Origin of the sequence: Actinoplanes sp. NPDC049598, assembly GCF_040675435.1 — a bacterium.
Taxonomy (GTDB): Bacteria; Actinomycetota; Actinomycetes; order Mycobacteriales; family Micromonosporaceae; genus Actinoplanes.
Genome location: NZ_JBFAOX010000005.1, coordinates 133020 through 159004, shown reverse-complemented (window position 1 = coordinate 159004; position 25985 = coordinate 133020). Strand labels below are relative to the sequence as shown.

Genomic DNA, 25985 nt, shown 5'->3' with positions numbered 1-25985 from the left:
TGAACTGACCAGTCAGTTCAATTGGAGGCCGGACATGTCGGTTGTCACCGCACGCGGGGCGGGAGTCCGTCATCGGCGCCGCTGGCTCTTCCGGGACCTCGACGTGAGCATCGAGCCTGGTGAGCTGGTCGCGGTGGTCGGGCCTCCGGGCAGCGGGCGGACCACCGCGCTGCTCGCGCTGGCGAAGCGGTTCCGGCTCAGCGCCGGTTCGGTCGAGATCTCGGGCACCGCCTCGCTCGGGTACGTGCCCGACGTCGAAGGCCCCGAACCTGTCTTCACCGTCACGGAACACGTGCGGGAGCGACTCGCTCTGCTCGGGAAATCGCGGGCCGGCGCCGGAAATGTCCCCCTGCTCGGCCTGGATCCCGACCGGCAGGGACGCGATCTCTCCCCGTACGAGAAGCAGCTTCTCGGCCTGATCCTGGCCCGGCTCAGCGAGCCCTCGCTGATCGCCCTGGACGGCGTGGACCAAGGGCTCGACCAGCAAGAACGGGAAGACCTGGGGCGACTGCTGGGTGAGGTCACGGCGAGCGGTACGGCCGTGCTGGTGACCGCCCGGGAGATCGATCCCGCGTCAGTGACCACGGTGATCCGCCTGCCTGGTGATCGTCATCCTGTGGACAACCCGCCCGCGCCGCCACCGGCCCCTGTGGACGACGAGGACCCGGCCCCGGCCGAGCCTGATGAGATCGAGGCCACGGAAGCGACCGAGCCGAAGGAGGAGCGATGAAAGGACTGTCCACCCTCTCGCTGGCCGGCCTGGAGCTCCGGCGTTTCCTGCGCGGCCGCCTCACCACGGCCGCCCTGGTCGTCATCGCGGTCATCCCGCTGCTCTACGGGGCGCTCTACCTGTACGCGTTCTGGGATCCTTACGGCCGCCTCAACCACATCCCGGCCGCGCTCGTCGTCGAGGACCACCCGGCCACCGCCCAGGACGGCACGAAGCTGCACGCCGGGCAGGACCTGGCCCGGGAGCTCCAGGACCGCCAGGTCTTCGACTGGGACGTCACCGACGAGGCCGGCGCCGAGCGCGGGCTGACCGACGGCAAGTACCAGCTCCTGCTGCGCATCCCGGCCGACTTCTCGGCCGACCTGGCGACCCCGCCCAACGCCGGTGTGAAGGCCCAGGCCGCCCAGCTCGTCGCGGTCAGCGACGACGCCAACAACTACCTCTCCGGCGTCTTCGCCCGCTCGGCCTTCCAGGAGGTGCAGGCGGCCGCCTCGGCCAGCGCCTCGGCCGGCTACTACGACAAGATGCTGATCGGCTTCACCGACCTCAAGACGCAGACGCAGAAGGCGGCCGACGGCGCCACCAAGCTCGACGACGGCGCGAAATCCGCCCGCAGCGGCGCCGAGCAGCTCGCCGACGGCATCGACGACGCCCAGAGCGGTGCCAAGACCCTCAGCAACGGTCTCGGCACCGCCGGCAGCGGCGCCGACGACCTGGCCGACGGGCTCGCACAGCTCAGCGCCGGCGCCTCCCAACTGGCCACCGGCACCGCCCAGGCCGCGAGCGGCGGACGGCAGCTGGCGACCGCGGTGGACGCCGCGGCCGACAAGGCCGAGCCCCTGCTGCGGGAGAACGCGTCACGCCTCCAGACCGCGGCGACCCTGGTCGCCCGCGGCGCGGACGCCCTGGCCGCCAACATCAAGACCATCGACACCGCCGCCGACCAGGCCGTCGCCAACGCCGAACAGCTGCAGAGCTACCTCGGCACGCTGCCCGCCGACACCCCCGGGCTGGCCGACGCGAAGGCCCTCGCCACCCGGCTCGTCACTGCGGCGCGGAAGGTGCAGAGCACAGTCCGCAACGCCGACCTCGACGACCTGCGGGCCGAGCTCAAACAGACGGCAGCGACGGCCCGCGAGATCGCCGCGGCCGCGCCCCATCTGGCGGATGACGTCCACAATGCCCGGACGAAGGTCGATCAGCTCAGCGCCGGCCTCGACCGCCTGGCCACCGGGGCCAGGCAGCTGAGCACCGGCACCGATCAGGCCGAGCAGGGCGCGATCGACCTGCGCAACGGCATCTACCGGCTCTCGGACGGCGCCCAGCAGCTCAGCGGCGGCCTCGCCACGCTCTCCACGGGCGGCCACAAACTAGCCGGCGGCCTCGGCGACCTGCAGGCCGGTGCGGGCCGGCTTGCGGCCGGGCTGACCGACGGAGCCAAGCAGATCCCCGGCTATGGCGACGACCCCAGCGACCGGGCCGGCGTGCTGGCCGACCCCGTCTCGCTCGACCGCACCGTGCGCAACCCGGCCGCCACCTACGGCGTCGGCTTCGCGCCGTACTTCCTCGCCCTCGCCCTCTGGGTCGGCGCGATGATCACTTTCTTCGTGCTCAAGCCGCTGAACCGGCGCTACCTGATGTCCGAGGCGCCGACCTTCCGCGTGGTCCTCGCCGGTCTGCTGCCGGCCGTCGCCATCGGGCTGGTGCAGGCGACGATTCTGTTCGCGGTGGTGCACTTCGGGCTCGGGCTCGACCCGGTCCACCCGATGGCCACCTGGGGCCTGCTCCTGCTGGCCGGCGCGGTCTTCGCGGCGATCATGCAGATGCTCGGCGCGGTCTTCGGCGCACCCGGGCGGATCCTGGCCCTCGCCCTGCTCATGCTCCAGCTGACCTCCTCCGGCGGCACCTATCCGGTGCAGACCTCGCCCGGCTTCTTCCAGGCGATCCACCCGCTGCTGCCCATGACGTACGTGGTGGCGGCGGCCCGTCACGCGATCGACGGCGGGCCGTGGGGCACCGTGGTGCAGGGCGCCCTGCTGATGGTCGCGTACGGGATCGGGGCCGTCGCGCTGACCTGGATGGCCGCCCGGCGCAGCCGGCGGATGACCGCCTCGGACCTGCACCCGGAGCTCGTGCTGTGATGGAGGCGCACACACTTTCCCCGCGGGCGCTTCGCCCGGGCGGGGCGTACAAGATCTGCGAGGGGGCGACGGTGACGGCGGACGGGCGGACCCGGCGCCGGGGTGACACCCGGCAGCGCCTGTTCGAGTCGGCCGTCGAGCTCATCGCCGAGCAGGGCTTCTCGGCCACCACGGTCGACGACATCGCGCTGCGGGCCGGGGTGGCCAAGGGGACGGTCTACTACAACTTCAAGTCGAAGACCGACCTCTTCGAGGAGCTGCTGCGGCACGGCATCGGGCTGCTCACCGCCGACTTCCGGGCCGCGGTCGAGGACCTGCCGCCGCGTGAGGCGGTGGCCGCCCTCGTGCGCAGCCAGCTGGAGTACATCCGGCGCTACCGCGCCTTCGCTCAGCTGCTGCTCTCCGAGATGTGGCGCACCAACCGCGAGTGGCAGCAGACCCTGGTCCTGCTGCGCGAGCAGGCGATCGGGGTGATCGCCGAGACCGTGCAGCGCGGCGTCGACGCCGGCGACCTGCCGGCCGAGCTCGACGTGCGCGTCGCCTCCTCGGCCCTGTTCGGCGTCGGCCTGGTCGTCGCCGTCGACTGGCTCGTCTTCATGCCCGACCGCCCCATCGAGGACGTCGAGGAGTCCCTCCTCGCCATCGTCCGCCGCGTCGGCTAGCCCGCTTTTGAGCGCCAAGCGGTGGCGAAGGAGGTGCGGCCGTTGGTGCGGAGCAGGGAGCCCTCGTAGATGCGGGCGCCGACGGCCAGCAGGGCCACGGCGGTGGCGGCGAGGATCAGCAGCGAGACGATCGGCTCCCAGCCGGCCACGTCCGAGGTGAACAGGCGGACCGGCATGGCGACCGGGGCCGAGAACGGGATGTAGGACAGCGCGCGCATCGCGGCGTCGTTGTCGATCAGGAAGATGGTGGCGAAGAACGGGATCATCACCAGCATCTGCACCGGGGCCGAGGCGCCGTTGATGTCCTCCTGCCGGGCGGCGAGCGCGCCCACGCCGGCCCACAGGGTGGCCAGCATGACGAAACCGAAGACGAAGAAGACCAGGAACCAGCCGACGGTCGGCTCCAGCAGCGACAGCACGGCCGAGTCGACGTCGGCCACCCGGGCCCCGACCAGGGCCACGATCGCGATCAGCGCCACCTGGCCGAACGCGAGCAGGGTCAGCGCGGCCACCTTGCCGGCCAGCAGGGCCCGGGTCGGCACGCTGGCGACGAGGATCTCCACGATCCGGGTCTGCTTCTCCTCGGTGACGCTCTGCGCGATCTGCACGCCGAACAGGAACGACGTGAAGAAGAAGACGAACGCGATGGCGAACGGCACGGCGAACTGGACGAACGGGTCGACGTCGCTCGGGTCGAGCAGGCGTACGGGTGGGGCGGTGCTCAGCGCCCGCACCACGTCACCCGGGCTGTCGTCCAGGGCCAGCACAGTCGGGCCGGCCACCACGGCCGCGTCCACATCGCCGTCGCGGACCAGCTTTTCGGCGGCCGCGTCGTCGGTGACCACCCGAACGTCGAGGTCCGCCGACTGCAGCGCGGTGGCGGTCGCCTGATCGGCCACCGCCACCGACGTCGCCCCGCCGCCGAGCAGGGCCGGCACCACGGTCGAGGCGACGGCGATGAACAGGAAGAACACCGTGCTGAAGAGGAACGTACGGTCGCGCAGCTTGACCTTGATCTCCCGAGCGGCCACGACCTTGGCGGCAGTGAACGTGGTCATCAGCGGATCACCTCTCGGAAGATCTCGGCCAGGGAGGGGGTGACCGGGCCGAACGAGCGGACCGGGCCGTGGTCGAGGGCCGTCCGCAGCAGCTGCTGATCGTCGGTGCCGTCGGCCAGGTCGATGACGGCGCGGGTGCCGTCGCTCTCGACCACCGTGACGCCGGGGTGCGCGGCCAGCCAGGCCGGATCCGAGTCGGTGTGCAGCTCGAACCGGGGGAGCGCGTACGTCCGGCGCAGCCCGGAGCGGTCACCGGCGGCCCGGATGGTGCCACCGGCGATGATCACCAGGTCGTCGCAGAGGCGTTCGACGAGGTCGAGCTGGTGGCTGGAGAAGAGCACCGGCACGCCGCTCGCGGCCCGCTCCCGCAGCACGTCGACCACGACGTCGACGGCGAGCGGGTCGAGACCGGAGAACGGCTCGTCCAGCACCAGCATCTCCGGGTCGTGCACCAGCGCCGCCGCCACCTGGGCCCGCTGCTGGTTGCCGAGGGACAGCTTCTCCAGCTTCTCGCCGGCTCGCTCACCCAGGCCGAGCCGGTCGAGCAGCTTCGTGGTCCGCTCGGCGGCCGCGGCCCGGGTCAGGCCGTGCAACTGTCCCAGGTAGACGATCTGCTCGGCGATGGTCATCTTCGGGTAGAGGCCGCGTTCCTCCGGCATGTAGCCGAAACGCTGGCGGACCTCCCGGCTGAGCCGCTCGTCGCGCCAGCGCACCTCCCCGCTGTCGGCGGCGAGCACACCCAGGATTATTCGCATGGTGGTCGTCTTGCCGGCGCCGTTGGCCCCGACGAAGCCCGTCATCCGTCCGCCGGCCACCTGGAACGAAACGTCCGAGAGAACTGGCCGGCCGTCGAACGCGCGGCTGATGCCATCGACGTTGAGCACGCTGGTCATGACACCCAGCCTAGGTGGATCAAGCTAGGGTCGCGCGCTATGAAGATCCGGCACAACCGTGACTTCGCGAAATACTGGGTGGCGAGCGTCATCTCGGCCGCAGGCTCGCGCCTGACGTACGTCGCCATGCCGGTCCTGGTCTTCGCCCTCACCGGGTCGCCGTTCCTCACCGGCCTGGTCGTCGCGTTCGAGGCCAGACCGTGGTCGGCATCGTGGCCCCCGGCCTGGCCGGGCTGCTGCTCACGGTGATGACGCCGGCGAGTGTGCTCGCGGTCGACGCGGTCAGCTTCCTCGCCTCGGCGCTTCTGCTGCGGGCGATCACGCGGGCGATGTCGGGCGTACGGAATCCGGCCGCGCGCAAGTCGCTCTACGCCGAGGCGCGCGAGGGGCTGATCTTTCTCAGGAACCACCCGACGATCCGGCCGATGACGATCATGAGCTTCGCCCAGAGCGGGAGCGGCGGGGCCGCGTTGGGCCTTCGCGGTGGCCGCGGCCTTCGGCCCGATCGCGGTGGCCCTGGCCTGGTTCTCGCCGTGCGCCGCGCCCAGCCGCAGCCTGCGTAGCGGGGACCTGCTCAGGGGGCGCGGTAGTACTGCGTCTTCGCAATGTCCGGGTGGGTCTGGGTGGGGATGTCGGCGTCGTCGTCGGGGGTGAGGGCGCCGCCCAGCTCGAGGATGCGGCGGTGGGCGGCGGCCAGACGGTCCTCGAGCTTGACGACGCGGCAGGCGGCGGCGAGCTGCATGCCCTCGTCGTCGAGGAGCTGGCGGACGCGGGTGGCGAGCTGGAGCTGGTGGCGCGAGTAGCGGCGGTGGCCGCCGTGCGAACGTTCGGGCTCGATCAGGCCCGCGGCGCCGAGGCTGCGGAGGAACGCCGGCGTCACGCCGATCATGTCGGCGGCGCGGCCCATCGTGTACGCGGGGAAGTCGGCGTCGTCGAACGACGTGTTGTTCATCGTGCCTTCCTGGCGAAAAGCCGGGGTGTCCGGACTGAGGGGGGAACCAGGAGCAGTCCAGGGCCCCGGCGGGTAACCGGGGCCCTGGATTTTCAATTCTGTGGCCGACCGTCGTCGGCGCTTGAGGTCGTCCGCCTGCGTGCCGCTAGCGGGCCACCTGAGTGATGGGCATCGGCTGCGATCACCTCTTGTCGGGTCGGGGACGTTGTGATGACGCGTTGCTGCGGTATCTCGTCCTCCTTCTCCAACTGAGCCAGTTTCGGTGTCGGCTGTGCGTGGCCGACACAGGAAGACTATGCCCATCAGCAGCGAATTTCTAGTACCGGGACTGCAGATTTTTTGGGACAAATCGTCAGACAAGAGGCAACGGTGGGTAGTGCAAGGAGTACTAGACGTGTGAGTGCGGCGGCACGGGGCGGGCGCCGGGCACGGCGATGCCGTGTGAGAGAGAGGTGACCGCGCCCCGCGCCGCCGCGGGAGGGACGCGCGAAGAAAGCGCCCCCTGGTTCGCGACGTCTGCCGAGGACTCGCGAATGCCTGATCTGTCCTGAGTGTGCGGGACCGCCCGGGCCAGGGGCAACGCAATTAACGTTGATCATTGACGCGCGTAACAGTGCGGCGAGATCATCACGGCACGCCGTGACCGCGGTCACAGCGAACCCCTCGGTAAGGGAGCCGCACATGAGCGTCAACCCCGCACCCAGCACCGACGAAGAACGTCTGGCCCAACTCGGCTACCAGCAGGAGCTGCACCGCCGACTGTCCGGCTTCTCGAACTTCGCGGTCTCCTTCTCGATCATCTCCATTCTGGCCGGCGCCATCACCTCGTACGGCATCGCCATGAACGCCGGCGGCCCGCTGGCCATCACCCTGGGCTGGCTGTTCGTCGGCATCATGGTGACGTTCGTGGCGCTGGCCATGGCCGAGGTCTGCTCGGCCTATCCGACCGCGGGCGCCCTCTACTGGTGGGCGGCCGCGCTGGCCAAGCGCAACAAGGCCGCCTGGGCCTGGTTCGTCGGCTGGTTCAACTTCCTGGGCGAGGTCGCCGTGACCGCCGCCATCGACTTCGGCGCGGCCATCACCACCTCGGCCTTCCTCAGCCTGGCCTTCGACTGGGAGGTCACCACCGGGCGGACGTTCCTGGTCTTCCTCGTCATCATCATCGTCCACGGTCTGCTGAACACGTTCGGCGTGAACCTCGTCCGGCTGCTCTCGGACGTCAGCGCCTGGTGGCACCTGGTCGGGGTCGCCGTCATCGTGGGCGTGCTGGCCATCGTGCCGGACAACCACAAGCCGATCTCCGAGGTCTTCACCGAGGTGCACAACTCCACCGGCTTCACCTTCGCCGGGGCCGGGGTGTACGCGGTCCTCATCGGCCTGCTGATGGCCCAGTACACGTACACCGGCTACGACGCCTCGGCCCACGTGGCCGAGGAGACCCACGACGCGGCCCGGGCCGCCCCGCGCGGCATCGTGATGTCGGTGGTCGTCTCGGTGATCGCCGGCTTCGTGCTGCTCTTCGCGATCACCTGGTCGATCCAGGACTACGAGGGCGCGCTCGGCACCGACCTCGGCCTGCCCCCGGCGCAGATCTTCATCGACGCCGTCGGCCACGACACGGGCACGTTCCTGCTGTTCATCTGCGTGGTCGCGCAGTGGTTCTGCGGCATGGCGTCGGTCACCGCCAACTCCCGGATGTCGTACGCCTTCGCGCGGGACGGGGCGCTGCCGGGCTCGCGGCTCTGGAAGAAGGTCAACCCCCGCACCGGCACGCCGACCAACTCGATCTGGCTCTGCGTGACCTGCTCGACCCTGCTGGTGCTGCCCTCGCTGTGGAACACCACCGCCTATCTGGCGGCCACCTCGATCGCGGTGATCGGGCTCTACATCGCGTACGTCGTGCCGGTGTTCCTCCGCCGGGTCAACCCCGACTTCGAGCGGGGGCCGTGGCACCTCGGCCGGTGGAGCGCGATCGTCGGCTGGCTCGCCATCGTCTGGGTCGTGATCATCTGCATCCTGTTCGTGCTGCCGACGGCCAGCCCGATCACGGCGTCCAACTTCAACTACACGATCTTCGCGGTGGTCATCGTGCTCGGACTGGCCACGGTCTGGTGGTTCGCGAGCGCCCGCAAGTGGTTCACCGGCCCGAAGCAGAACCTGATCGAGAAAGCGGCACACGGCGAACAGACCATGCCCACGGAATGATCGAAGAGGCCGGGCGGGGCCACCCGCCCGGCCTTCCCCGTCCAACCACCCCACCGCCGCCCTTAAGCGGACTGAAGACTGACCTGGAAGGGACCGGCATGGATCTCGAGGAACTCGACGTCTCCGTTGAGAACGGCAGCATCGACACTGTCCTGTTGGCGCTGACCGACATGCAGGGGCGGTTGCAGGGCAAGCGCCTGCACGGCCGCTACTTCATGGACGACGTCGCCACCGGCGGCAGCGAGGGCTGCAACTACCTGCTCGCCGTGGACGTCGACATGAACACCGTCGACGGGTACGAGATGTCGTCCTGGAACAGCGGTTACGGCGACTTCGTGATGCGGCCCGACTTCACCACCCTGCGGCGCGTGCCGTGGCAGCCGGGCACGGCGATGGTCCTGGCCGACCTCGAGACGACCGATGGCGAGCCCGTCTACGCCTCCCCGCGGCAGATCCTCAAGCGGCAACTCGACCGGCTGGCGGAGCACGGCCTGACCGCGTACGCCGGCACCGAGCTGGAGTTCGTCCTGTACCGCGACAGCTTCGAGCAGGCCTGGGACAAGGGCTATCGCGATCTTGTCCCGGCCAATCAGTACAACGTGGACTACTCGCTGCTCGGGACCGCCCGGGTCGAGCCGCTGCTGCGGCGCATCCGCAACGAGATGTACGGGGCGGGGCTGCTGCCCGAGAGCGCGAAGGGCGAGTGCAACTTCGGCCAGCACGAGATCGCGTTCCGCTACGCCGACGCGCTCACCGCCGCCGACAACCACGTGATCTACAAGAACGGGGCCAAGGAGATCGCCGCCCAGGAGGGCATGTCGCTGACCTTCATGGCCAAGCCCAACGCCCGCGAGGGCAACTCCTGCCACATCCATTTCTCGGTGCGCGGCCGCGACGGCAAGTCGGCCATGCTCGGCGACGGGCCGGCCCACCTCAGTGAGACCGGGCAGCGGGTGCTGGCCGGTCTGCTGGCCACGATGCGCGAGTTCAGCCTGCTGTTCGCGCCGAACATCAACTCGTACAAGCGGTACCAGCCCGGCTCGTTCGCGCCGACCGCGCTGCGCTGGGGGGTCGACAACCGTACGTGTGCGCTGCGGATCGCCGGCCACGGGCAGGGCATGCGGGTGGAGAACCGGGTGCCGGGCGGGGATGTCAACCCCTACCTGGCCATCGCCGCCCTGATCGCGGGGGCCCTGTACGGCATCGAGAACGAGCTCGAGCTGGAGCCGGAGACGCCGGGCAACGCCTACGACGACGCGGCGGCCGACCGGGTGCCGACCACGTTGCGTGAGGCCCAGCAGCTGTGGCTCGGCAGCGAGGTGGCCCGGTCCGCGTTCGGCGCCGACGTGGTCGGCCACTACGCGAACATGGCCCAGGTGGAGCTGAGTGCCTTCGACGCCGCGGTTACTGACTGGGAGCTGCGCCGCGGCTTCGAGCGTATGTAATCCACCATGTGTAAGGATCCGACCTGTGACATCCCATGACGTGATCAACCCCGCGACGGGGGCGGTGTTCACGACCGTTCCCTCGCTGGATCTGGCTGCCACCGATGCGGCGATCGATCGCGCGCAAAAGGCTTTCCCGGCCTGGCGGGCGGTTGCGCCCGGCGATCGGGCGCGGCTGCTGCGCCGCTTCGCGGCCCTGGTGGATCAACACCTCGAGGAGCTGGCCGACCTGGAGGTACGCAACTCGGGGCACACGATCGGCAACGCGCGCTGGGAGGCGGGCAACGTCCGGGACGTGCTCGACTACTACTCGGGCGGGCCGGAACGGCTGATGGGACGGCAGATCCCGGTCGCCGGCGGCCTCGACGTGACCTTCCACGAGCCGCTCGGCGTGGTCGGGATCATCGTGCCGTGGAACTTCCCGATGCCGATCGCCGGCTGGGGTTTCGCCCCCGCCCTGGCCGCCGGCAACACGGTCGTGCTCAAACCGGCCGAGCTCACCCCGCTGACCGCGATCCGGCTCGGCGAGCTGGCCCTGGAGGCCGGCCTGCCCGAGGACGTGTTCCAGGTCGTACCGGGCAAGGGCTCGATCGTCGGGCAGCGGTTCGTCACCCATCCCGCGGTCCGCAAGGTCTGCTTCACCGGCTCGACCGCGGTCGGCAAGTCGATCATGGCGGGCGCGGCCGACCAGGTGAAGCGGGTGACCCTGGAGCTGGGCGGCAAGAGCGCCAACATCGTCTTCGCCGACGCCGACCTGGAGAAGGCGGCCGCGTCCGCCCCGTCGTCCGTCTTCGACAACGCCGGTCAGGACTGCTGCGCGCGAAGCCGGCTGCTGGTGCAGGAGTCGGTCTACGACAAGTTCCTGAGCCTGCTGGAGCCGGCGGTCCAAGCCTTCCGGGTCGAGGACCCGGCGCTCAGCACGGCCGAGATGGGCCCGCTGATCTCGTCGGGCCAGCGGGCGTCGGTCGCGTCGTACGTCGAAGGGGCCGAGGTCGCCTTCACCGGCCGGGCCCCGGAGGGCGACGGCTGGTGGTTCCCGCCGACCGTGCTGCTCGCGGGCTCGACCGAGGACCGGCACTGGCGCGAGGAGGTCTTCGGGCCGGTGCTGTCGGTGCTGCCGTTCCGCGACGAGGAGGACGCCATCCGGCTGGCCAACGACACCGAATACGGGTTGTCCGGCTCGCTCTGGACCCGCGATCTGGGCCGGGCGCTGCGCATCTCGCGGGCCGTGGAGACCGGCGCGCTCAGCGTCAACAGCCACTCCTCGGTGCGCTACTGGACGCCGTTCGGCGGCATGAAGCAGTCCGGCCTGGGGCGCGAGCTCGGCCCGGACGCGCTGCTCAGCTTCACCGATGTGAAGAACGTGTTCTTGGCCATGGGAGAGTAAATGGAGCGTTTGCAGGACCGCGTCGCCGTCATCACCGGCGCCGGCAGCGGGATCGGTCTGGCCACCGCGCGGCGCTTCGCCGCCGAGGGCGCCAAGGTCATCGCCGTGGACATCTCGGAGGACGCCGGCAAGGCGGTCGCCGACGAGGTCGGCGGCGAGTTCGTGGCCTGCGACGTCAGCGACGAGGAGCAGGTCAAGGAGCTCTTCGACGGCGTGGTGGCGCGCCACGGCCGGGTTGACATCGCCTTCAACAACGCCGGGATCTCGCCCCCGGACGACGACTCGATCCTGGTCACCGGGCTGGACGCGTGGGAGCGGGTTCTCAAGGTCAACACCACGTCGGTCTTCTTCTGCTGCAAGTACGCGATCCCGCACATGCAGCGGCAGGGCAAGGGCTCGATCATCAACACCGCGTCGTTCGTGGCCCTGCTCGGGGCCGCGACCTCGCAGATCGCCTACACCGCGAGCAAGGGCGGGGTGCTGGCGATGACCCGGGAGCTGGGCGTGCAGTTCGCCCGCGAGGGCATCCGGATCAACGCGCTCTGCCCGGGGCCGGTCGCCACCCCGCTGCTGATGGAGTTGTTCGCCAAGGATCCGGAGCGGGCGGCCCGGCGGCTGGTGCACGTGCCGATGGGCCGGTTCGCCGAACCGTCGGAGATCGCGGCCGCGGTGGCCTTCCTGGCCAGCGACGACTCGTCGTTCATGACCGCTTCGCAGTTCGTGGTGGACGGCGGAATTACGGGAGCCTATGTGACTCCGCTGTGAACGTTTGAGGGTTCGTTTCCATGGGCACGTCCCTTTTACACCCGAGAGGGGTGAAGGGGTCGAATCCCCGCCCGCGCCGGTCGATCCCGGTGTGGGTGGGACAGAAGGGCCCGTGGCGCGGCGTCACCGCTGAGGCGGTGACGCCGCGCGCCCCCCTTTATCGCCGAAATGGCGATGGAACAGAAACATGATCTGGTTACGGTGGTGCGATGCGCCCGATCATCGGCATCACGACCTATGTGGAGAACGCCACATGGGGCGTCTGGCACGACCTGCCGACCACTCTCGTCCCGCACGACTACGTCGCCGCGGTCACGCTGGCCGGCGGCCGTCCCGTCCTGATCCCCCAGGAGGATGACACCGACGTCCTGCGCGCGCTGGACGGCCTGGTGCTGGCCGGCGGTCCGGACCTGGGACCGGAGCTGTACGGCCAGGAGCCCGGCCCGCACACCGTCGTACGCCCGGAGAGGGACAAGGCGGAATTGCGGCTCGTCCGCGCGGCGTTGGAACAGGATGTGCCGGTCCTCGGCGTCTGCCGGGGGATGCAACTGCTGACCGTCGCGGCCGGCGGGACGCTGCACCAGCACCTGCCCGACCTGCTCGGCCATGAGAAACACCGGCCGGCGCCGGGGGTGTACGGCGAGCACGACGCCCGGTTCGAGCCCGGCAGCCGGATCGAAGCCCTGATGGGTGACGACCTTGCCATCCGCTGCTTCCATCATCAGGGCGTGGCCGACCCGGGCCCGCTCACCGTCACCGGCCGGGCCGAGGACGGGCTCCCCGAGGCCGTGGAGGATCCGGGCCGCCGGTTCGTCCTCGGCGTCCAGTGGCATCCGGAAGTAGTGCGTGACCGGCGCCTGTTCGGCGCTTTGGTCGCGGCAGCACAGAGTTGAGACACAGGAGGAATCCACCGCATGCGCAGGCCCCTGATCGGCATGACCGCGTACGCCCAGCAGGTGCAGTACGGCAGCAACGACCTCATGGCGGGCATGCTCCCCATGACGTACGTCCGCGCCGTGCACGCCGTCGGCGGGCGAGCCGTGCTGATCACCCCGGACGAGCCCGGAACCGACGTCATCGAGTCGCTGGACGGCCTCGTCTTCAGCGGCGGCAACGACATCGACCCGGCGCACTGGGGGGCCGAGCGGCATCCGGAGACCGAGATCGACAAGGAGCGCGACGATGCCGAGCTCGTGCTGATGAAGGCCGCGCTCGAGGCCGACCTGCCGGTCCTCGGCGTGTGCCGCGGCATGCAGGTGATGGCCGTGGCCGCCGGGGGGACGCTGCACCAGCACCTGCCCGATGTGATCGGCAGCGACCGGCACCGCGGGGCGCCCGGCACCGATCCGCTGGCCGCCGGCTCGGCCGCCTACGGCCGGCACGACGTGCGGGTGCAGCCCGGCTCGCGGGCGTACGAGCTGCTCGGTGAGCACCTGACGGTGAACTCGTTCCACCACCAGGCCGTGAACGACCCGGGCTCGCTGCGGGCGGTCGGCTGGTGCCCGGAGGACGAGGTCATCGAGATCATCGAGGACCCGGCCCTGACGTACGCGGTGGGCGTGCAGTGGCATCCTGAGCGCACCAATGACCTCCGGGTCTTCAGCCGCCTCGTCGAAGCTGCGGGGAAGCGGTCCGGACTTGACCGGCGGGCACTCGCCGTGTGACACCTGTTGCGCGGTGTTACCGTGCCTTTCCGTACTGGTGCGGATGAGTGTGCGGGGAGGCACCCTTGGGCGAGGGTTCGGACGACGCCCTTCCGGGCCAGTTGCGCATCGCCTTCGAACGAGGCGGCGAGATGGGCCGCCGGATGCTGGCCTTCGACTGGTCCCTGAGCCCACTCGGACATCCCTCCGGGTGGCCGCCCGAGCTGCGGATGGCCGTGGCCACCATGCTCGCCTCGCGGGCCCAGATCGCCGTGCTGTGGGGACCGGAACGCTGCGCGCTCTACAACGACGCGTACATCAGCGCCCTGGGCGCCAAGCATCCGTCGTTCCTCGGGCGGCCCTGCCGCGAGATGTGGTCGGAGATCTGGTCGGTGCTGGAGGAGCTCTTCGCCGGCGTGGTCGAGCGCGACGAGGCGTTCTGGGGTTCCGATTTCGCCTTCCTGCTGGAGCGGCACGGGTTTCTCGAAGAGGCCTACTTCGACATCTCGTACGACCCGATCCGGGTCGCGCCGGGCACGGTCGAGGGCTTCTTCTGCATCGTCAGCGACACCACCGGGCGGGTGCTCAACGCGCGCCGGGTGCGCACGCTCAGCGCGCTCGGCACCCGGCTGGCCGGCTCACCCGATCAGGCGGCCCTCGCGGACGAGGCCATGGCGGTCTTCGCCGAGAACAAGGCGGATCTGCCGTTCGCCCGGCTCCTTCTCGACGAGGCCGAGGGCTACTCCTCCGTGGCCCGGCAGGTGATCGAGAGCGGAAAGCCGGCCAAGGTCGCGCTCACCGAGATCATCGCGGTTCCGGCCGGCACGGCGGCCGACGAGGCGCTCGTCCTGCCGATCACGGCGGGAACGGCCACGGTCGGCGCGCTCGTCGTCGGGCTCAGCCGTCATCTCGCGCTCGAGGGGGCGTACCGCAACTTTCTCGAGCTGGCCGCGGCGCAGATCTCGCAGGCCGTCGGCAACCTGCGGGCGTACGAACAGGAACGGGCCCGCGCGGCCGAGCTGGCCGCCCTCGACCAGGCCAAGACGAACTTCTTCTCCAACGTCAGCCACGAGTTCCGCACGCCGTTGACGCTGATCCTCGGGCCGCTGGAGGAGATGCTGGACGACCCGGAGCTGCCGGCGGCGGAGCGCGAACGCCTGCGGCCGATGCAGCGCAACGGCCTGCGCCTGCTCAAACTCGTCAACACGGTCCTCGACTTCTCGCGCCTGGAGTCCGGCCGTTTGCGGGCGGCCTACCGGCCCACCGACCTGGCCGACTACACGGCCCGGGTGGCCAGCACCTTCCGCGCCGCGGCCGAGCGGGCCGGCCTGGAGCTGGTGGTGGACACGCCACCGCTGCCGGCGCCCGTCTTCGTCGACCGCGAGATGTGGGAGAAGATCGTCCTCAATCTCCTCTCCAACTCGGTCAAGTTCACCCCGGCCGGCCGCATCGAGGTGCGGATCGGGGCCGACGCCGGCTACGCGGTGCTGTCCGTCAAGGACACCGGTGTGGGCGTCCCGGCCGACCAGCAGCCGCTGCTGTTCGACCGGTTCCACCGGGTCACCGGGGCCTGGTCGCGCAGCCACGAGGGCACCGGCATCGGCCTCGCGCTCGTCCGCGAGCTGGCCGAGCTGCACGGCGGCTCGGCCGGCTCCTCCAGCGTGCCCGGCCTGGGCAGCGTCTTCACGGTCCGGATCCCGTTCGGCACCGCGCATCTGCCGGCCGACCAGATCATGACCGAGGGCGCGGCGATCCCACCCGGGCCCGGCGCCCGCCCGTACGCCGAGGAGGCCGCGCACTGGTGGACCGGGGACGAGCCGGCCACGCTGCCGCTGCCGGCGCCCGCGGCGGACCGCCGGCCCGGCCGCATCCTGCTGGTCGACGACAACGCCGACCTGCGGGACCACGTGGCCCGGCTGCTGGGCCCGCACTGGGACGTGACGGTCGCGGTGGACGGGCAGGACGCGCTCGAGCTGGCCCGGCGCCGCCGCTTCGACCTGGTGCTGACCGACGTGATGATGCCCCGGCTGGACGGCTTCGGGCTGATCGCCGCGTTGCGGGCCGACGAGCGCACCCGCGACGTGCCGATCGTGGTGCTCTCGGCCCGGGCCGGCGAGGAGGCGTCCGTGGAGGGCCTGGCCGCCGGCGCCGACGACTACCTGGTCAAGCCGTTCTCGGCCCGTGATCTGACGGCCCGGGTCCGGGCCAACCTCGACCTCGGGCAGGCCCGCCGCCGGATCATCAGCCGGCTCCGCGGGCTGGTCGACACGGCGGCCGCGATCAACACCGTGCGCACCACGGCCGAGGTGCTCGACGTGGCGGCCCGGCAGGTGCGGTCGATGACGGCGGCCGGCCGGGTCGTGGTCTCGATCCCCGGCGGGCGGGCCGAAGTGGACGGTGGGGCCGACCCGGCGGCCGAGCCCGACACCGTGCTGCCGCTGCCCGACACGTCCGGCGCCACCGTCGGCGAGCTGCGGGTCTGGGGTTCGCCCGAGGGCGCCCTGGAGCCCGCGGTGCTGACCCAGCTGGCCCGGCTCATCGGCTTGCGGCTGGAGAACGCGCGCCTCTACGACACCGAGCACCGGATCGCCGGCACGCTGCAGCACAGTCTCCTGCCGCAGTCGCTGCCGCGGGCGCCGGGCGCGATCGTGGCCGGCCGCTACCTGCCGGGCAGCCACGAGGCCGAGGTCGGCGGCGACTGGTACGACGTCATCGAGGCCCCGGACGACCGCCTCTTCCTGGTCATCGGGGACGTGGTCGGCAAGGGCGTGCAGGCCGCGGCCGGCATGGGCCAGCTCCGGAACGCGCTGCGGGCGTACATCCTGGAGGGCTTCGACTGCGGTGAGGCCCTGACCCGGCTGAACCGCCTGGTCGACAACCTGGGGCGCCGCCAGTTCGCGACCGTCGTGTGTGTGCGGTACGACCCGGCGACCCGCGCCCTGGGCTACTCGTCGGCCGGGCACCCGCCGCCGGTGGTCGTGCCGCCGGGGGAGCTGGGCACGTTCCTCTACTCCTCGGCCCTCGGGCCGCCGATCGGCGCCCTGGCCCAGGCCACGTTCCCGACGGTGGAGACCGAGCTGCCGCCCGGTAGCCGGCTGTTGCTCTACACCGACGGGCTGGTCGAGGACCGGCGGGCCGGCATCGACAGCGGCCTGGCCGAGCTGACCGCCGACGCCGCCCGGCCGGTCGAGCACGTCGAGGACCTGCTCGACGAGCTGCTGGCCAAGGCCGTGCGCCGGCCCCGGCGCGACGACATCGCACTGCTGGCGCTGCAGGTGACCGAGCCCCGCGAGTTCGTGCTGCGGCTGCCGGCCGAGCCGGGCCGGCTCAGTGTCCTCCGGCGGCGGCTGGAGGACTTCCTGACCGGCAACGGCGTGCCCGAGGACGACGTCTTCGACGTGACCGTGGCCGTCTCCGAGGCGGCCGCCAACGCGATCGAGCATCCGATCGAGCCGGCCGAACCGGTGGTCACGGTGGAGGCCTCGCTCGACGACGACGCGGTCGTGATCACCGTGCGCGACACCGGGACCTGGCGCGACACGAACTCGGAGGGCTTCCGCGGGCGCGGGCTCGCGCTGATCGGCGCGCTCTGCGAGCTGTCGGTGAGCCGCTCGCCCACCGGCACCGCGGTGACGCTGCGGCGGCCGCTGACTAAGGCCCGGTGAGCCAGGGCTGGGTGGCCAGCCCCGAGATCTCCAGCACCCGGCGCACCTGGGCCGAGGGCAGGACGGTGAGGGCGTCGCCGTAGCGGTCGGCCAGCTGCAGCAGGGCGTGGATCGCGGCCGAGTCGAAGAAGGTGACCTCACGCAGATCGATGATCGCCGCGGTGGTGTTGTCCTTGGTCGCGGCCCGGAACATCGCGTCGGCGGTGGACATGTCCACCTCGCCGGTCACCGTCACGGTCACCTTGTCCTCGGCCACCGCGCCGGTCGCGGTGAAGTTCGGGTCGGCCCCCTCTTGATCCACGAACACACGATTACACAGCGCCGGAAACGCGGCAAGAACCGGTCGATTAAGGTCAACGGACCTGTTACCGGGCTGTGCCCGGCGCCAAGGTGTGCATCCGCCCCGGCGATAGGCTGGGGCTATGACCGTTCGTGCCCCATTGATGCCGGGAAAGCAATCGCCCTGGCGGGCGGTCCCGGCCCCGATCGCCCGCCCCGAGTACGTGGGCAAGAAGCGCCCGAAAGAGTGGCGTGGATCCCATGTGCAGACCGCCGAGACCATCGAGAAGATGCGGATCGCCGGGCGGATAGCGGCGCAGGCGACCCAGCTCGCCGGCGAGCACTGCAAGCCCGGGGTGACCACCGACGAGATCGACCGGGTGGTCCACGAGTTCCTGTGCGATCACGGGGCGTACCCCTCGACCCTGGGTTACAAGGGTTTTCCGAAATCCTGCTGCACCTCGCTGAACGAGGTGATCTGCCACGGCATCCCCGACTCGACCGTGATCGAGGACGGCGACATCATCAACGTCGACGTCACGGCCTACCTCGACGGGGTGCACGGCGACACCGACGCCACGTTCTGCGTGGGCGAGGTCAGCGAGCAGGCGCGGCTGCTGGTCGAGCGCACGCACGAGGCGATGATGCGGGGCATCCGCGCGGTCGCCCCGGGGCGGCCGATCAACGCGATCGGCCGGGTCATCGAGGCCTACGCCCGGCGCTTCGGCTACGGGGTGGTACGCGACTTCACCGGTCACGGCATCGGTGAGACGTTCCATTCCGGGCTCTACATCCCGCATTACGACAATCCGCGGCTGGACGCGGTGATGGAGGTCGGGATGACCTTCACCATCGAGCCGATGATCACCCTCGGCACCCACGAGTACGAGGTCTGGAAGGACGGCTGGACGGTCGTCACCAAGGACCGCAAGTGGACGGCCCAGTTCGAGCACACCCTCGTGGTCACCGAGGACGGCTCGGAGATCCTGACGCTGCCTTAGTTCGTCCTAGCCGAAGAGCTCGCCCAGGCTTCCGTCGACCGGTCGCCCACGGGCGGTCAGCTCCTCGGCCTGTGACTTCAGGACCGAGGCCAGCTCCTGGACGTCGGCCGAGGCCAGCCCGGTGCGCTTGACCGCGTCCGCCTTGTTGCGGAAGTACGTGCGGCTGAGCAGGCCGGCGACCAGGGCGGCGTGCAGGCGGGCCTCGGCGATCATGACGAGGGCGGCGTCGGTCTCGTACCACTCGGCGAGCCGCACGGCCCGGTCGTGCGCGGACGCCGCCACCTCCCAGTCGTGCCGGGCCGCCCCGGTGAACTCCGGCGGCCGGGCCTCGGCCAGCCGGGCCAGGTGGGCGTCGCGCCGGGCGCCGAACCAGCCCCGCGGATCGTGCAGCGCGCGGGTGCTGACCAGGCAGTCGGTGGTCAGCGGCCACTGCGGAGTCAGATCGAGGGCCCGGCGCATGCCCTCGTCGCCGGTGGTCACCCGCAGGTCGACCAGGATGCCGTCGACCCGGCGCAGGGCCGGCTTCGGCCCGGCCCCGGGGCGGTACGTGATCACCTGCAGGTTGACGTCGCTGCCGTCGTGGTCGTCACCGTGCGCGAGCGAGCCGTGCACCCCGATCGCCTGGACCTCGGCCGTCCAGCGGGCCTCGATGACGTCCCGGAGACGCACGGCCAGCCGTCCGCGGGGCGAGGTGAGATCGATCTCCTCCAGCACCCCGTCATTCTGTGGGATGAATGTGTGCGCGAAAGGTCTACAGCGCGTAGCGGTAGAACGGACTAATCGGGGCGTCCCGGCCAGGCCACTGTGGCCGGGCTGACCTCGGCCAGCCGCCGCCAGCGGGTGGCCCGCACCGCGGCCTCGGTCATCGCGGCCAGCGCGGTGCTCCGGTCGGCGGCCTCGGTCACCGGCAGGACCGGGCGCCAGCCCTGCGCCACCCCGTCCTCGACCTGGATGGCCAGCTTGAGCGCGGTGGCCCGGTCGGTCACCGCCCACGGCAGCTGATAGCCGGCCGGCGACGGCGCCGAGCTGGCCTTGAGCTGCGACAACCGGCCGACCAGGTAGTCGCGCCGCTGCCGGTGGGCCTGCTCGGCGGCCCGCGCCTCGGTCACGTCGCCGGTGCTGTTGAGGTGGACCCCGATCACCCCGTACGCGTAGATGGCGGCCTCCTCGGCGGCCAGAGCCGCCCCGAGCTGCTCGTTCATCGCAGGGCCTCGGCGTGGGTGGCCCGGCACGCGGCGATCGACCCGACCAGCCCGGCCCGGTCGGGGGTGGCCACCTGGCAGGCCGCCACCGCGGTCTTCTGCGCCGCCTGCTCGGCCTGGCGCAGCGCGGCCACCGTGGTCGCCGGGCCGGCACCGGCGCTCGGCGCGGGAGCGGACGCCGGCGGTTCACCGATCAGCCGGGACATCTCGGCGGCGTGCGTGCGGTGGTCCTCGGCCAGCGGCGCGAGGCGCGTGCGCAGGCCCGGCTGGCTGACGACGGCCTGGTCGTACGCGGCGGCGAGGGCCAGTGCCTCGGCCAGCAGGGGTTCGAGCGGATCGGGGGCCTTCGGCGGCTCCGGCTCGTCGTCGTCGAGCAGGCCGCACCCGGTCAGGGCGGCGGCGCTCAGGCCGGCGGCGGCGAGCACCCACCGGCGGCTGTGTCCGATCTCCCATTTCTCCCGCACGGCGCCAGTCAACACCATGCGGTACGCGTGGTGACCTGCGGATGGCGCCGAATCGGTGCGGCGGCGAACGGTCGATGCGACCGGCGCGTTACGCTCTGCGTCAGCCGCGGGGCCCATCGCCCGGCGGCATAGAGTCGTTTCTGATTTTTTGGGAAGAAGGGTCGAGCCCGATGACGCAGCGTGGTCGCGCCGGTGCCCGGCCTGGAGGGCGCCCCGGCGGGCAGAAAAGGCGGGACGAGGCGGAGCAGCGGGTTCCCGCGGCGCCCCGCGTCGACCTGGCCGCGGCCCGCGCCCGGGTTCGCGCCGTGATCGAGCCGGTGGTCGCCGAGGCCGGTTACGACCTGGAGGACGTCGCCGTCGCCCGGGCCGGGCGCCGGCACGTGGTCCGCGTCCTGGTCGACACCGACGGCGGCATCAGCCTGGACGACGTGGCCGTCGTCTCCCGCGCGATCTCGGAGGCGCTCGACGCCGCCGAGGAGCGCGGTGACGAGGTCCTCGCGGGGGAGTACCAACTGGAGGTCGGCTCCCCGGGCGTGGACCGGCCGCTGACCGAGCCGCGCCACTGGCGGCGCAACCGGGGCCGGCTGGTCGCCGTGAACGGCATGACCGGCCGGGTGACCGAGGCCGGCGACGAGGGCATCGTGCTCGACGTCGACGGCACACCGCACGAGCTGCGCTACCCCGAGCTCGGCGCCGGCAAGGTGCAGATCGAGTTCAAGCGGCTCGACGAGGCCGACTTCGGCGACGAGGACGACGACGACATCGACACCGACGATAGGGAGGGCGAGGAGTGAACATCGACCTCGCGGCGCTGCGCGCCCTGGAGCGCGAGCGGGAGATCCCGTTCGAGACGATTCTGGCGGCCATCGAGACCGCTCTTCTGACGGCGTACCGGCACACGGACGGCGCGCAGAGCCACGCCCGGGTGGAGATCGACCGGAAGACCGGCGTCGCGTCGGTGCTGGCGCAGGAGCTGGACGCCGACGGCACGGTGGTGCGCGAGTGGGACGACACCCCGCACGACTTCGGCCGCATCGCGGCCATGACGGCCAAGCAGGTCATCCTGCAGCGGCTGCGCGAGGCCACCGACGAGCAGCACTTCGGTGAGTACGCGGGACGCGACGGCGACCTGGTCACCGGCATCGTGCAGGCCGACGCCGCCCGGGCCGAGAAGGGCATCGTCATCGTCGACCTCGGCAAGATCGAGGCCGTGCTGCCGCAGTCCGAGCAGGTCCCCGGCGAGCCGTACGAGCACGGGTCGCGCATCCGGGCCATCGTGGTGCACGTCGCCAAGGGCTTCCGCGGCCCCCAGGTGACCCTCTCCCGCTCCCACCCGGCCCTGGTCAAGAAGCTGTTCGCGCTCGAGGTGCCGGAGATCGCCGACGGCGTCGTCGAGATCGCCGCGATCGCCCGTGAGGCAGGTCACCGTACGAAGATCGCGGTGCATTCGACCGTGCCGGGCGTGAACGCCAAGGGCGCCTGCATCGGTCCCATGGGCCAGCGGGTCCGGGCCGTGATGAGCGAGCTGCACGGCGAGAAGATCGATATCATCGACTTCTCGGAGGATCCGGCGCAGTTCGTCGGCAACGCGCTCTCACCGGCCAAGGCCCTGCGGGTCGAGGTGGTGGACGCGGCCAGCCGGACGGCCCGGGTCACCGTGCCCGATTTCCAGCTCTCGCTGGCGATCGGCCGGGAGGGGCAGAACGCCCGGCTCGCGGCCCGGCTCACCGGGTGGCGCATCGACATCCGGCCGGACAACGAGCCGGCCGGCGCCTCCGACCGCGATGCGGCCGAGGCGGGAAGCTGACCGGATACGCGTTCGGCAGGTGCGAGGAGTAGACTTTCTCATGGTCGGTCCGACACGTACCTGTGTCGGTTGCCGCAAACGCGCGCCGGCCAGTGAATTGATTCGGTTCGTCGCGGCCGGTTCCGGGGATGATCTCCGGCTCCAGCCCGATCCGGGCCGCCGACTGCCGGGCCGGGGAGCGCATCTGCATCCCGATCCGGCTTGCTTCGCGCTGGCGGAGCGGCGTCGCGCCTTCGGGCGCGCGCTGCGTCTCACCGGTGTTGCTGACACCGGATTGCTGGCCGAGCACATCCGTACGGCCTTGTCGTGCGGAACGACCGATGATGTGGCCGACGTGGCCGCGTCATGACCCAGCAAGGTAGGACGACCCAGATGAGCACACGATGAAGTCCCTGAAATGAACAGGCTTCTAGTGCACGAGTGAGGTCGTTGCGGGTGCGCTCGCACGACCTCGAAGTGAGGAGTGCAGTGCCAGGAAAGGCCCGCGTACACGAGCTCGCCAAGGAGCTCGGGGTCGACAGCAAGACCGTTCTCGCCAAGCTCAAGGAGATGGGCGAGTTCGTCAAATCCGCATCCAGCACGGTCGAGGCCCCCGTGGCCCGGCGGCTGCGTGGCGCCCTCGAGGCAGGTTCCGCTCCGGCGGCCCCCGCCCCGGCCGCGCCCGCGGCCAGCAGTGCTGCGCCCAGCGCGCCGTCCGCGGCGCGCCCGGCTCCGCCGTCAGTGCGGCCCCAGCCGCCGCGCCGGCCCGGCCCCGCCGCCGGAGCGCCCAGCGCCCCGTCGTCGCCGGCCCCGACGCCCGGCGCGTTCCCGCGTCCCAAGCCGCCGGCTCCCGTCCGCCCGGGCCCCACGCCCGGCCCGGTCACCAAGCCGGCCAGCGCCCACGACATCGAGGTCGCGGCGGCCGAGGCCCGTGCCTCGGCGCTCAAGGCCGAGCAGGAGGCCGCGGTCAAGGCCGCTCAGGCCGCCCGCACCCGCGACGCCGAGCGCCGGGCGCAGCAGCCCCCGGCCGACAGCGGCGCGCCCCGTGGTCCGGGCCCGCGCCCGGGTCCCGGCTCGGTCCCGCCGCGCCCGGGTTCGCCCGCGGCCCGTCCGGCCCCGCAGGGCGGCACCCCGTCCGGTCCCCGCCCCGGCCCGGCCGGTGGCAACACCCCGCGCCCGCCGTCGCGTGGCCCGGGTAACAACCCGTTCGGCGTCTCGGGTGGCAACGCCGCCCGTCCCTCGCCGGCTTCCATGCCCCGGCCCAACCAGCCGGGCATGCCCCCGCGGCCCAGTCCCGCGTCGATGCCCCCGCGGCCCAGTCCCGCCTCCATGCCCGCCCAGCGCCCGGCCGGTCCCGGCCGCCCGGGTGGCGGCGCCGGTGGCCGTGGCGGCCCCGGTGGTGGCGGCGGTGGCCGTGGCGGCGCCGGTGGCGGCGGCTTCCGTCCCGGTGGTGGCGGCGGCGCCGGTGGCGGCTTCCGTCCCGGTGGCGGTGGCGGCGCCGGTGGTGGCGGCTACCGCGGTGGCCCCGGTGGTGGCGGCGGTGGCGGTGGCTACCGTGGCGGCCCCGGTGGTGGTGGCGGCGCTCCGGCCGGTGCCGGTGCTCCGGGTCGTCCCGGTGGCGGCGGTCGCGGTCGTGGCGGCGGTGCCGCGGGTGCCTTCGGGCGTCCGGGTGGCCGGCCGACCCGTGGCCGCAAGTCGAAGAAGCAGCGGCGTCAAGAGTTCGACAACCTGTCCGCCCCGCAGATGAGCTCCGGCGCTCCGCGGGGTCAGGGTCAGGAGATCCGGCTCTCCCGCGGCGCGTCGCTCTCCGACTTCGCCGACAAGATCAACGCGAACCCCGGCTCGCTGGTCCAGGAGATGTTCAACCTGGGCGAGATGGTGACGGCGACGCAGTCGTGCTCCGACGACACGTTGCTGCTGCTCGGTGAGCACCTGGGCTTCAACGTGCAGATCGTCAGCCCCGAGGACGAGGACCGTGAGCTGCTCGCGCAGTTCAACATCGACCTCGACGCCGAGGTGGCCGAGGACCGGCTGGTCGTCCGCCCGCCCGTCGTGACCGTCATGGGTCACGTCGACCACGGTAAGACGAAGCTGCTGGACGCGATCCGCAAGACCAACGTGGTCGCCGGCGAGGCGGGTGGCATCACCCAGCACATCGGCGCCTACCAGGTCTCCTACGAGCACAACGGCGAGGACCGGGCGATCACGTTCCTGGACACCCCGGGTCACGAGGCGTTCACCGCCATGCGTGCCCGTGGCGCCCAGGTCACCGACATCGTCATCCTGGTCGTGGCGGCCGACGACGGCGTCATGCCGCAGACGGTCGAGGCGCTCAACCACGCCAAGGCGGCCGAGGTGCCGATCGTGGTCGCGGTCAACAAGGTCGACAAGCCGGACGCCAACCCCGAGAAGGTGCGGCAGCAGCTGGCCGACTACGGCCTGCTGGCCGAGGAGTACGGCGGCGACACGATGTTCGTCAACGTCGCGGCCAAGCCCGGCACCGGCATCGACGATCTGCTCGAGGCGGTCCTGCTGACCGCCGACGCCTCGCTGGAGCTGACCGCTCCGGTCGACGGGTCGGCGCAGGGCGCGATCGTCGAGTCGCACCTCGACAAGGGCCGTGGTGCGGTCGCGACCGTCCTGGTCCAGAAGGGCACGCTGCGGGCCGGCGACTCGATCGTGGCGGGCGGCGCGCACGGCCGCGTCCGCGCCATGCTCGACGAGAACGGCAACGTGGTCGCCGAGGCTCTGCCGGCCCGTCCGGTCCTGGTCCTCGGTCTGACCTCGGTGCCGGGCGCGGGTGACACGTTCCTGGCCGGCGAGGACGACCGCACGGTGCGCCAGATCGCCGAGCAGCGGCAGGCCCGCCGTCGCGCGGCGAGCTTCGCCAACTCGCGCACCAAGGCGACTCTCGAGACGCTCATGGAGCAGCTCAAGGAGGGCGAGAAGACCTCGCTCACCCTGGTCATCAAGGGCGACTCGTCCGGTTCGGTCGAGGCCCTCGAGGACGCGCTGTTCAAGATCGAGATTCCGGACGAGATCCAGCTCAAGGTCATCCACCGCGGCGTCGGTGCGATCACCGAGAGCGACGTGAACCTGGCGAGCGCCTCCTCGGACGCGACCGCCACGATCATCGGCTTCAACGTCCGGGCCTCGAACAAGGTCAAGGAGATGGCCGACCGGGCGAACGTGGAGATCCGCTACTACAGCGTGATCTACCAGGCCATCGAGGAGATCGAGGCCGCGCTCAAGGGTCTGCTCAAGCCGGAGTACGAAGAGGTCGAGCAGGGCACGGCGGAGATCCGCGAGGTCTTCCGCTCGTCCAAGATCGGTCTCATCGCCGGCTGTCTGGTCCGCAGCGGTCTCATCCGCCGCAACGCCAAGGCCCGCATCCTGCGGGAGGGCGTCGTGGTGGCCGAGAACGTCACGATCAGCTCCCTGCGCCGCTTCAAGGACGACGCGACCGAGGTCCGCGAGGGCTTCGAGTGTGGTCTGACCCTGAGCGGCTTCGGCACCCCGCAGGTCGGCGACGTGATCGAGACCTTCGAGATGCGCGAGAAGCCGCGCGCGTAGCGAAAGCATTGTGGGAGCCCCCTGTCCGCGGAAAGCGCGGACGGGGGGCTTTCGCTACCTGTGCCTGCGATGGGGGCCGAGCCCCCAAACCCCCACGGTGCGGTGGTTGCGCCTGGCGGGCCGCTCGCGGTGCC

Annotated in this window: 24 protein-coding genes; 17 read left to right on the top strand and 7 right to left on the bottom strand. The window is 71.4% G+C overall.

Annotated elements, in window-relative coordinates; translation table 11 throughout:
* The first annotated feature begins 103 nt into the window (after window positions 1–103).
* From AB0J66_RS14170 to AB0J66_RS14160, 3 genes are read left to right on the top strand one after another with little or no spacing between them, the layout of a single operon-like run.
* Window positions 104–730 (top strand): ATP-binding cassette domain-containing protein, encoded by a 627-nt coding sequence (locus tag AB0J66_RS14170; RefSeq protein WP_364659746.1) that lies wholly within the window; start codon window positions 104–106, stop codon window positions 728–730.
* Entirely contained in the window at window positions 727–2871 is a 2145-nt protein-coding gene (locus AB0J66_RS14165) for a YhgE/Pip domain-containing protein (protein ID WP_364659744.1), read from the top strand. The genes AB0J66_RS14170 and AB0J66_RS14165 overlap by 4 nt, the downstream gene beginning before the upstream one ends.
* Complete coding sequence (locus AB0J66_RS14160) at window positions 2871–3533, top strand: TetR family transcriptional regulator (protein ID WP_364659742.1); 663 nt, start codon at window positions 2871–2873, stop codon at window positions 3531–3533. The genes AB0J66_RS14165 and AB0J66_RS14160 overlap by 1 nt, the downstream gene beginning before the upstream one ends.
* On the opposite strand, the gene AB0J66_RS14155 is transcribed toward AB0J66_RS14160, so the two are convergent.
* Window positions 3530–4591 (bottom strand): ABC transporter permease, encoded by a 1062-nt coding sequence (locus tag AB0J66_RS14155; RefSeq protein WP_364659740.1) that lies wholly within the window; start codon window positions 4589–4591, stop codon window positions 3530–3532. The two genes, AB0J66_RS14160 and AB0J66_RS14155, sit on opposite strands and share 4 nt — an antisense overlap.
* The gene (locus AB0J66_RS14150) at window positions 4591–5484 is read right to left on the bottom strand and encodes an ATP-binding cassette domain-containing protein (protein WP_364659738.1); all 894 of its coding nucleotides are present in this window, start codon (window positions 5482–5484) and stop codon (window positions 4591–4593) included. The genes AB0J66_RS14155 and AB0J66_RS14150 overlap by 1 nt, the downstream gene beginning before the upstream one ends.
* A gap of 39 nt (window positions 5485–5523) precedes the next feature.
* Between AB0J66_RS14150 and AB0J66_RS14145 the strand changes: the two genes are divergently transcribed.
* Window positions 5524–5733: a hypothetical protein gene (locus AB0J66_RS14145; RefSeq protein ID WP_364659737.1), complete on the top strand. Its 210-nt coding sequence runs from the start codon at window positions 5524–5526 to the stop codon at window positions 5731–5733.
* Entirely contained in the window at window positions 5697–6047 is a 351-nt protein-coding gene (locus AB0J66_RS14140) for a hypothetical protein (protein WP_364659735.1), read from the top strand. The genes AB0J66_RS14145 and AB0J66_RS14140 overlap by 37 nt, the downstream gene beginning before the upstream one ends.
* An 11-nt stretch (window positions 6048–6058) precedes the next feature.
* Here the strand turns inward: AB0J66_RS14140 and AB0J66_RS14135 are convergent, their stop codons facing one another.
* Window positions 6059–6436: a MerR family transcriptional regulator gene (locus AB0J66_RS14135; protein ID WP_364659733.1), complete on the bottom strand. Its 378-nt coding sequence runs from the start codon at window positions 6434–6436 to the stop codon at window positions 6059–6061.
* A gap of 681 nt (window positions 6437–7117) precedes the next feature.
* Here AB0J66_RS14135 and AB0J66_RS14130 point away from each other — a divergent pair.
* From AB0J66_RS14130 to AB0J66_RS14100, 7 genes are all read left to right on the top strand, one after another.
* Window positions 7118–8641: an amino acid permease gene (locus AB0J66_RS14130; protein WP_364659732.1), complete on the top strand. Its 1524-nt coding sequence runs from the start codon at window positions 7118–7120 to the stop codon at window positions 8639–8641.
* A gap of 98 nt (window positions 8642–8739) precedes the next feature.
* Window positions 8740–10086: a glutamine synthetase family protein gene (locus AB0J66_RS14125; protein WP_364659730.1), complete on the top strand. Its 1347-nt coding sequence runs from the start codon at window positions 8740–8742 to the stop codon at window positions 10084–10086.
* A gap of 25 nt (window positions 10087–10111) precedes the next feature.
* Window positions 10112–11473: an aldehyde dehydrogenase family protein gene (locus tag AB0J66_RS14120; protein WP_364659728.1), complete on the top strand. Its 1362-nt coding sequence runs from the start codon at window positions 10112–10114 to the stop codon at window positions 11471–11473.
* Window positions 11474–12238, top strand: coding sequence for a 3-oxoacyl-ACP reductase (locus AB0J66_RS14115; RefSeq protein WP_364659726.1), 765 nt, complete (start codon window positions 11474–11476; stop codon window positions 12236–12238).
* 209 nt (window positions 12239–12447) lie between these two features.
* Window positions 12448–13131: a gamma-glutamyl-gamma-aminobutyrate hydrolase family protein gene (locus AB0J66_RS14110; protein WP_364659724.1), complete on the top strand. Its 684-nt coding sequence runs from the start codon at window positions 12448–12450 to the stop codon at window positions 13129–13131.
* Between the two features lie 21 nt (window positions 13132–13152).
* Window positions 13153–13902, top strand: coding sequence for a gamma-glutamyl-gamma-aminobutyrate hydrolase family protein (locus AB0J66_RS14105; protein WP_364659722.1), 750 nt, complete (start codon window positions 13153–13155; stop codon window positions 13900–13902).
* 131 nt (window positions 13903–14033) lie between these two features.
* Window positions 14034–17546: a SpoIIE family protein phosphatase gene (locus AB0J66_RS14100; protein WP_364660245.1), complete on the top strand. Its 3513-nt coding sequence runs from the start codon at window positions 14034–14036 to the stop codon at window positions 17544–17546.
* Here AB0J66_RS14100 and AB0J66_RS14095 read toward each other — a convergent pair.
* Window positions 17533–17847 (bottom strand): STAS domain-containing protein, encoded by a 315-nt coding sequence (locus AB0J66_RS14095; protein ID WP_364659721.1) that lies wholly within the window; start codon window positions 17845–17847, stop codon window positions 17533–17535. The two genes, AB0J66_RS14100 and AB0J66_RS14095, sit on opposite strands and share 14 nt — an antisense overlap.
* A gap of 121 nt (window positions 17848–17968) precedes the next feature.
* Between AB0J66_RS14095 and map the strand changes: the two genes are divergently transcribed.
* Entirely contained in the window at window positions 17969–18826 is an 858-nt protein-coding gene (gene map / locus AB0J66_RS14090; RefSeq protein WP_364659719.1) for a type I methionyl aminopeptidase, read from the top strand.
* 6 nt (window positions 18827–18832) lie between these two features.
* Here the strand turns inward: map and AB0J66_RS14085 are convergent, their stop codons facing one another.
* From AB0J66_RS14085 to AB0J66_RS14075, 3 genes are all read right to left on the bottom strand, one after another.
* Window positions 18833–19540, bottom strand: a complete 708-nt coding sequence (locus tag AB0J66_RS14085; RefSeq protein ID WP_364659717.1) for a nucleotidyltransferase domain-containing protein — start codon at window positions 19538–19540, stop codon at window positions 18833–18835.
* A 62-nt stretch (window positions 19541–19602) separates the two neighbouring features.
* Window positions 19603–20028 (bottom strand): ferritin-like domain-containing protein, encoded by a 426-nt coding sequence (locus AB0J66_RS14080; protein WP_364659715.1) that lies wholly within the window; start codon window positions 20026–20028, stop codon window positions 19603–19605.
* Window positions 20025–20510: a hypothetical protein gene (locus AB0J66_RS14075; RefSeq protein ID WP_364659713.1), complete on the bottom strand. Its 486-nt coding sequence runs from the start codon at window positions 20508–20510 to the stop codon at window positions 20025–20027. The genes AB0J66_RS14080 and AB0J66_RS14075 overlap by 4 nt, the downstream gene beginning before the upstream one ends.
* Window positions 20511–20662: 152 nt before the next feature.
* Between AB0J66_RS14075 and rimP the strand changes: the two genes are divergently transcribed.
* The 4 genes from rimP to infB all read left to right on the top strand — a co-directional run bounded on the left by rimP (window position 20663) and on the right by infB (window position 25851).
* Entirely contained in the window at window positions 20663–21286 is a 624-nt protein-coding gene (gene rimP / locus AB0J66_RS14070) for a ribosome maturation factor RimP (protein WP_364659712.1), read from the top strand.
* Window positions 21283–22299 (top strand): transcription termination factor NusA, encoded by a 1017-nt coding sequence (gene nusA, locus AB0J66_RS14065; protein WP_364659710.1) that lies wholly within the window; start codon window positions 21283–21285, stop codon window positions 22297–22299. The genes rimP and nusA overlap by 4 nt, the downstream gene beginning before the upstream one ends.
* A gap of 40 nt (window positions 22300–22339) precedes the next feature.
* Window positions 22340–22648, top strand: a complete 309-nt coding sequence (locus tag AB0J66_RS14060; RefSeq protein WP_364659708.1) for a YlxR family protein — start codon at window positions 22340–22342, stop codon at window positions 22646–22648.
* Between the two features lie 119 nt (window positions 22649–22767).
* Window positions 22768–25851, top strand: coding sequence for a translation initiation factor IF-2 (gene infB / locus AB0J66_RS14055; protein ID WP_364659706.1), 3084 nt, complete (start codon window positions 22768–22770; stop codon window positions 25849–25851).
* Window positions 25852–25985: the final 134 nt, after the last annotated feature.

What these genes read in the sequence shown, in the direction of transcription:
- AB0J66_RS14115 (WP_364659726.1), top strand. Translation starts at nt 11,474, where the DNA reads ATGGAGCGTTTGCAGGACCGCGTCGCCGTCATCACCGGCGCCGGCAGC.
- AB0J66_RS14155 (WP_364659740.1), bottom strand. Translation starts at nt 4,591, where the DNA reads ATGACCACGTTCACTGCCGCCAAGGTCGTGGCCGCTCGGGAGATCAAG.
- AB0J66_RS14160 (WP_364659742.1), top strand. Translation starts at nt 2,871, where the DNA reads ATGGAGGCGCACACACTTTCCCCGCGGGCGCTTCGCCCGGGCGGGGCG.
- AB0J66_RS14100 (WP_364660245.1), top strand. Translation starts at nt 14,034, where the DNA reads ATGGGCCGCCGGATGCTGGCCTTCGACTGGTCCCTGAGCCCACTCGGA.
- rimP (WP_364659712.1), top strand. Translation starts at nt 20,663, where the DNA reads ATGACGCAGCGTGGTCGCGCCGGTGCCCGGCCTGGAGGGCGCCCCGGC.
- AB0J66_RS14150 (WP_364659738.1), bottom strand. Translation starts at nt 5,484, where the DNA reads ATGACCAGCGTGCTCAACGTCGATGGCATCAGCCGCGCGTTCGACGGC.
- AB0J66_RS14080 (WP_364659715.1), bottom strand. Translation starts at nt 20,028, where the DNA reads ATGAACGAGCAGCTCGGGGCGGCTCTGGCCGCCGAGGAGGCCGCCATC.
- AB0J66_RS14130 (WP_364659732.1), top strand. Translation starts at nt 7,118, where the DNA reads ATGAGCGTCAACCCCGCACCCAGCACCGACGAAGAACGTCTGGCCCAA.
- AB0J66_RS14075 (WP_364659713.1), bottom strand. Translation starts at nt 20,510, where the DNA reads ATGGTGTTGACTGGCGCCGTGCGGGAGAAATGGGAGATCGGACACAGC.
- AB0J66_RS14135 (WP_364659733.1), bottom strand. Translation starts at nt 6,436, where the DNA reads ATGAACAACACGTCGTTCGACGACGCCGACTTCCCCGCGTACACGATG.
- AB0J66_RS14125 (WP_364659730.1), top strand. Translation starts at nt 8,740, where the DNA reads ATGGATCTCGAGGAACTCGACGTCTCCGTTGAGAACGGCAGCATCGAC.
- AB0J66_RS14145 (WP_364659737.1), top strand. Translation starts at nt 5,524, where the DNA reads ATGAAGATCCGGCACAACCGTGACTTCGCGAAATACTGGGTGGCGAGC.
- AB0J66_RS14110 (WP_364659724.1), top strand. Translation starts at nt 12,448, where the DNA reads ATGCGCCCGATCATCGGCATCACGACCTATGTGGAGAACGCCACATGG.
- AB0J66_RS14105 (WP_364659722.1), top strand. Translation starts at nt 13,153, where the DNA reads ATGCGCAGGCCCCTGATCGGCATGACCGCGTACGCCCAGCAGGTGCAG.
- map (WP_364659719.1), top strand. Translation starts at nt 17,969, where the DNA reads ATGACCGTTCGTGCCCCATTGATGCCGGGAAAGCAATCGCCCTGGCGG.
- AB0J66_RS14165 (WP_364659744.1), top strand. Translation starts at nt 727, where the DNA reads ATGAAAGGACTGTCCACCCTCTCGCTGGCCGGCCTGGAGCTCCGGCGT.
- AB0J66_RS14060 (WP_364659708.1), top strand. Translation starts at nt 22,340, where the DNA reads ATGGTCGGTCCGACACGTACCTGTGTCGGTTGCCGCAAACGCGCGCCG.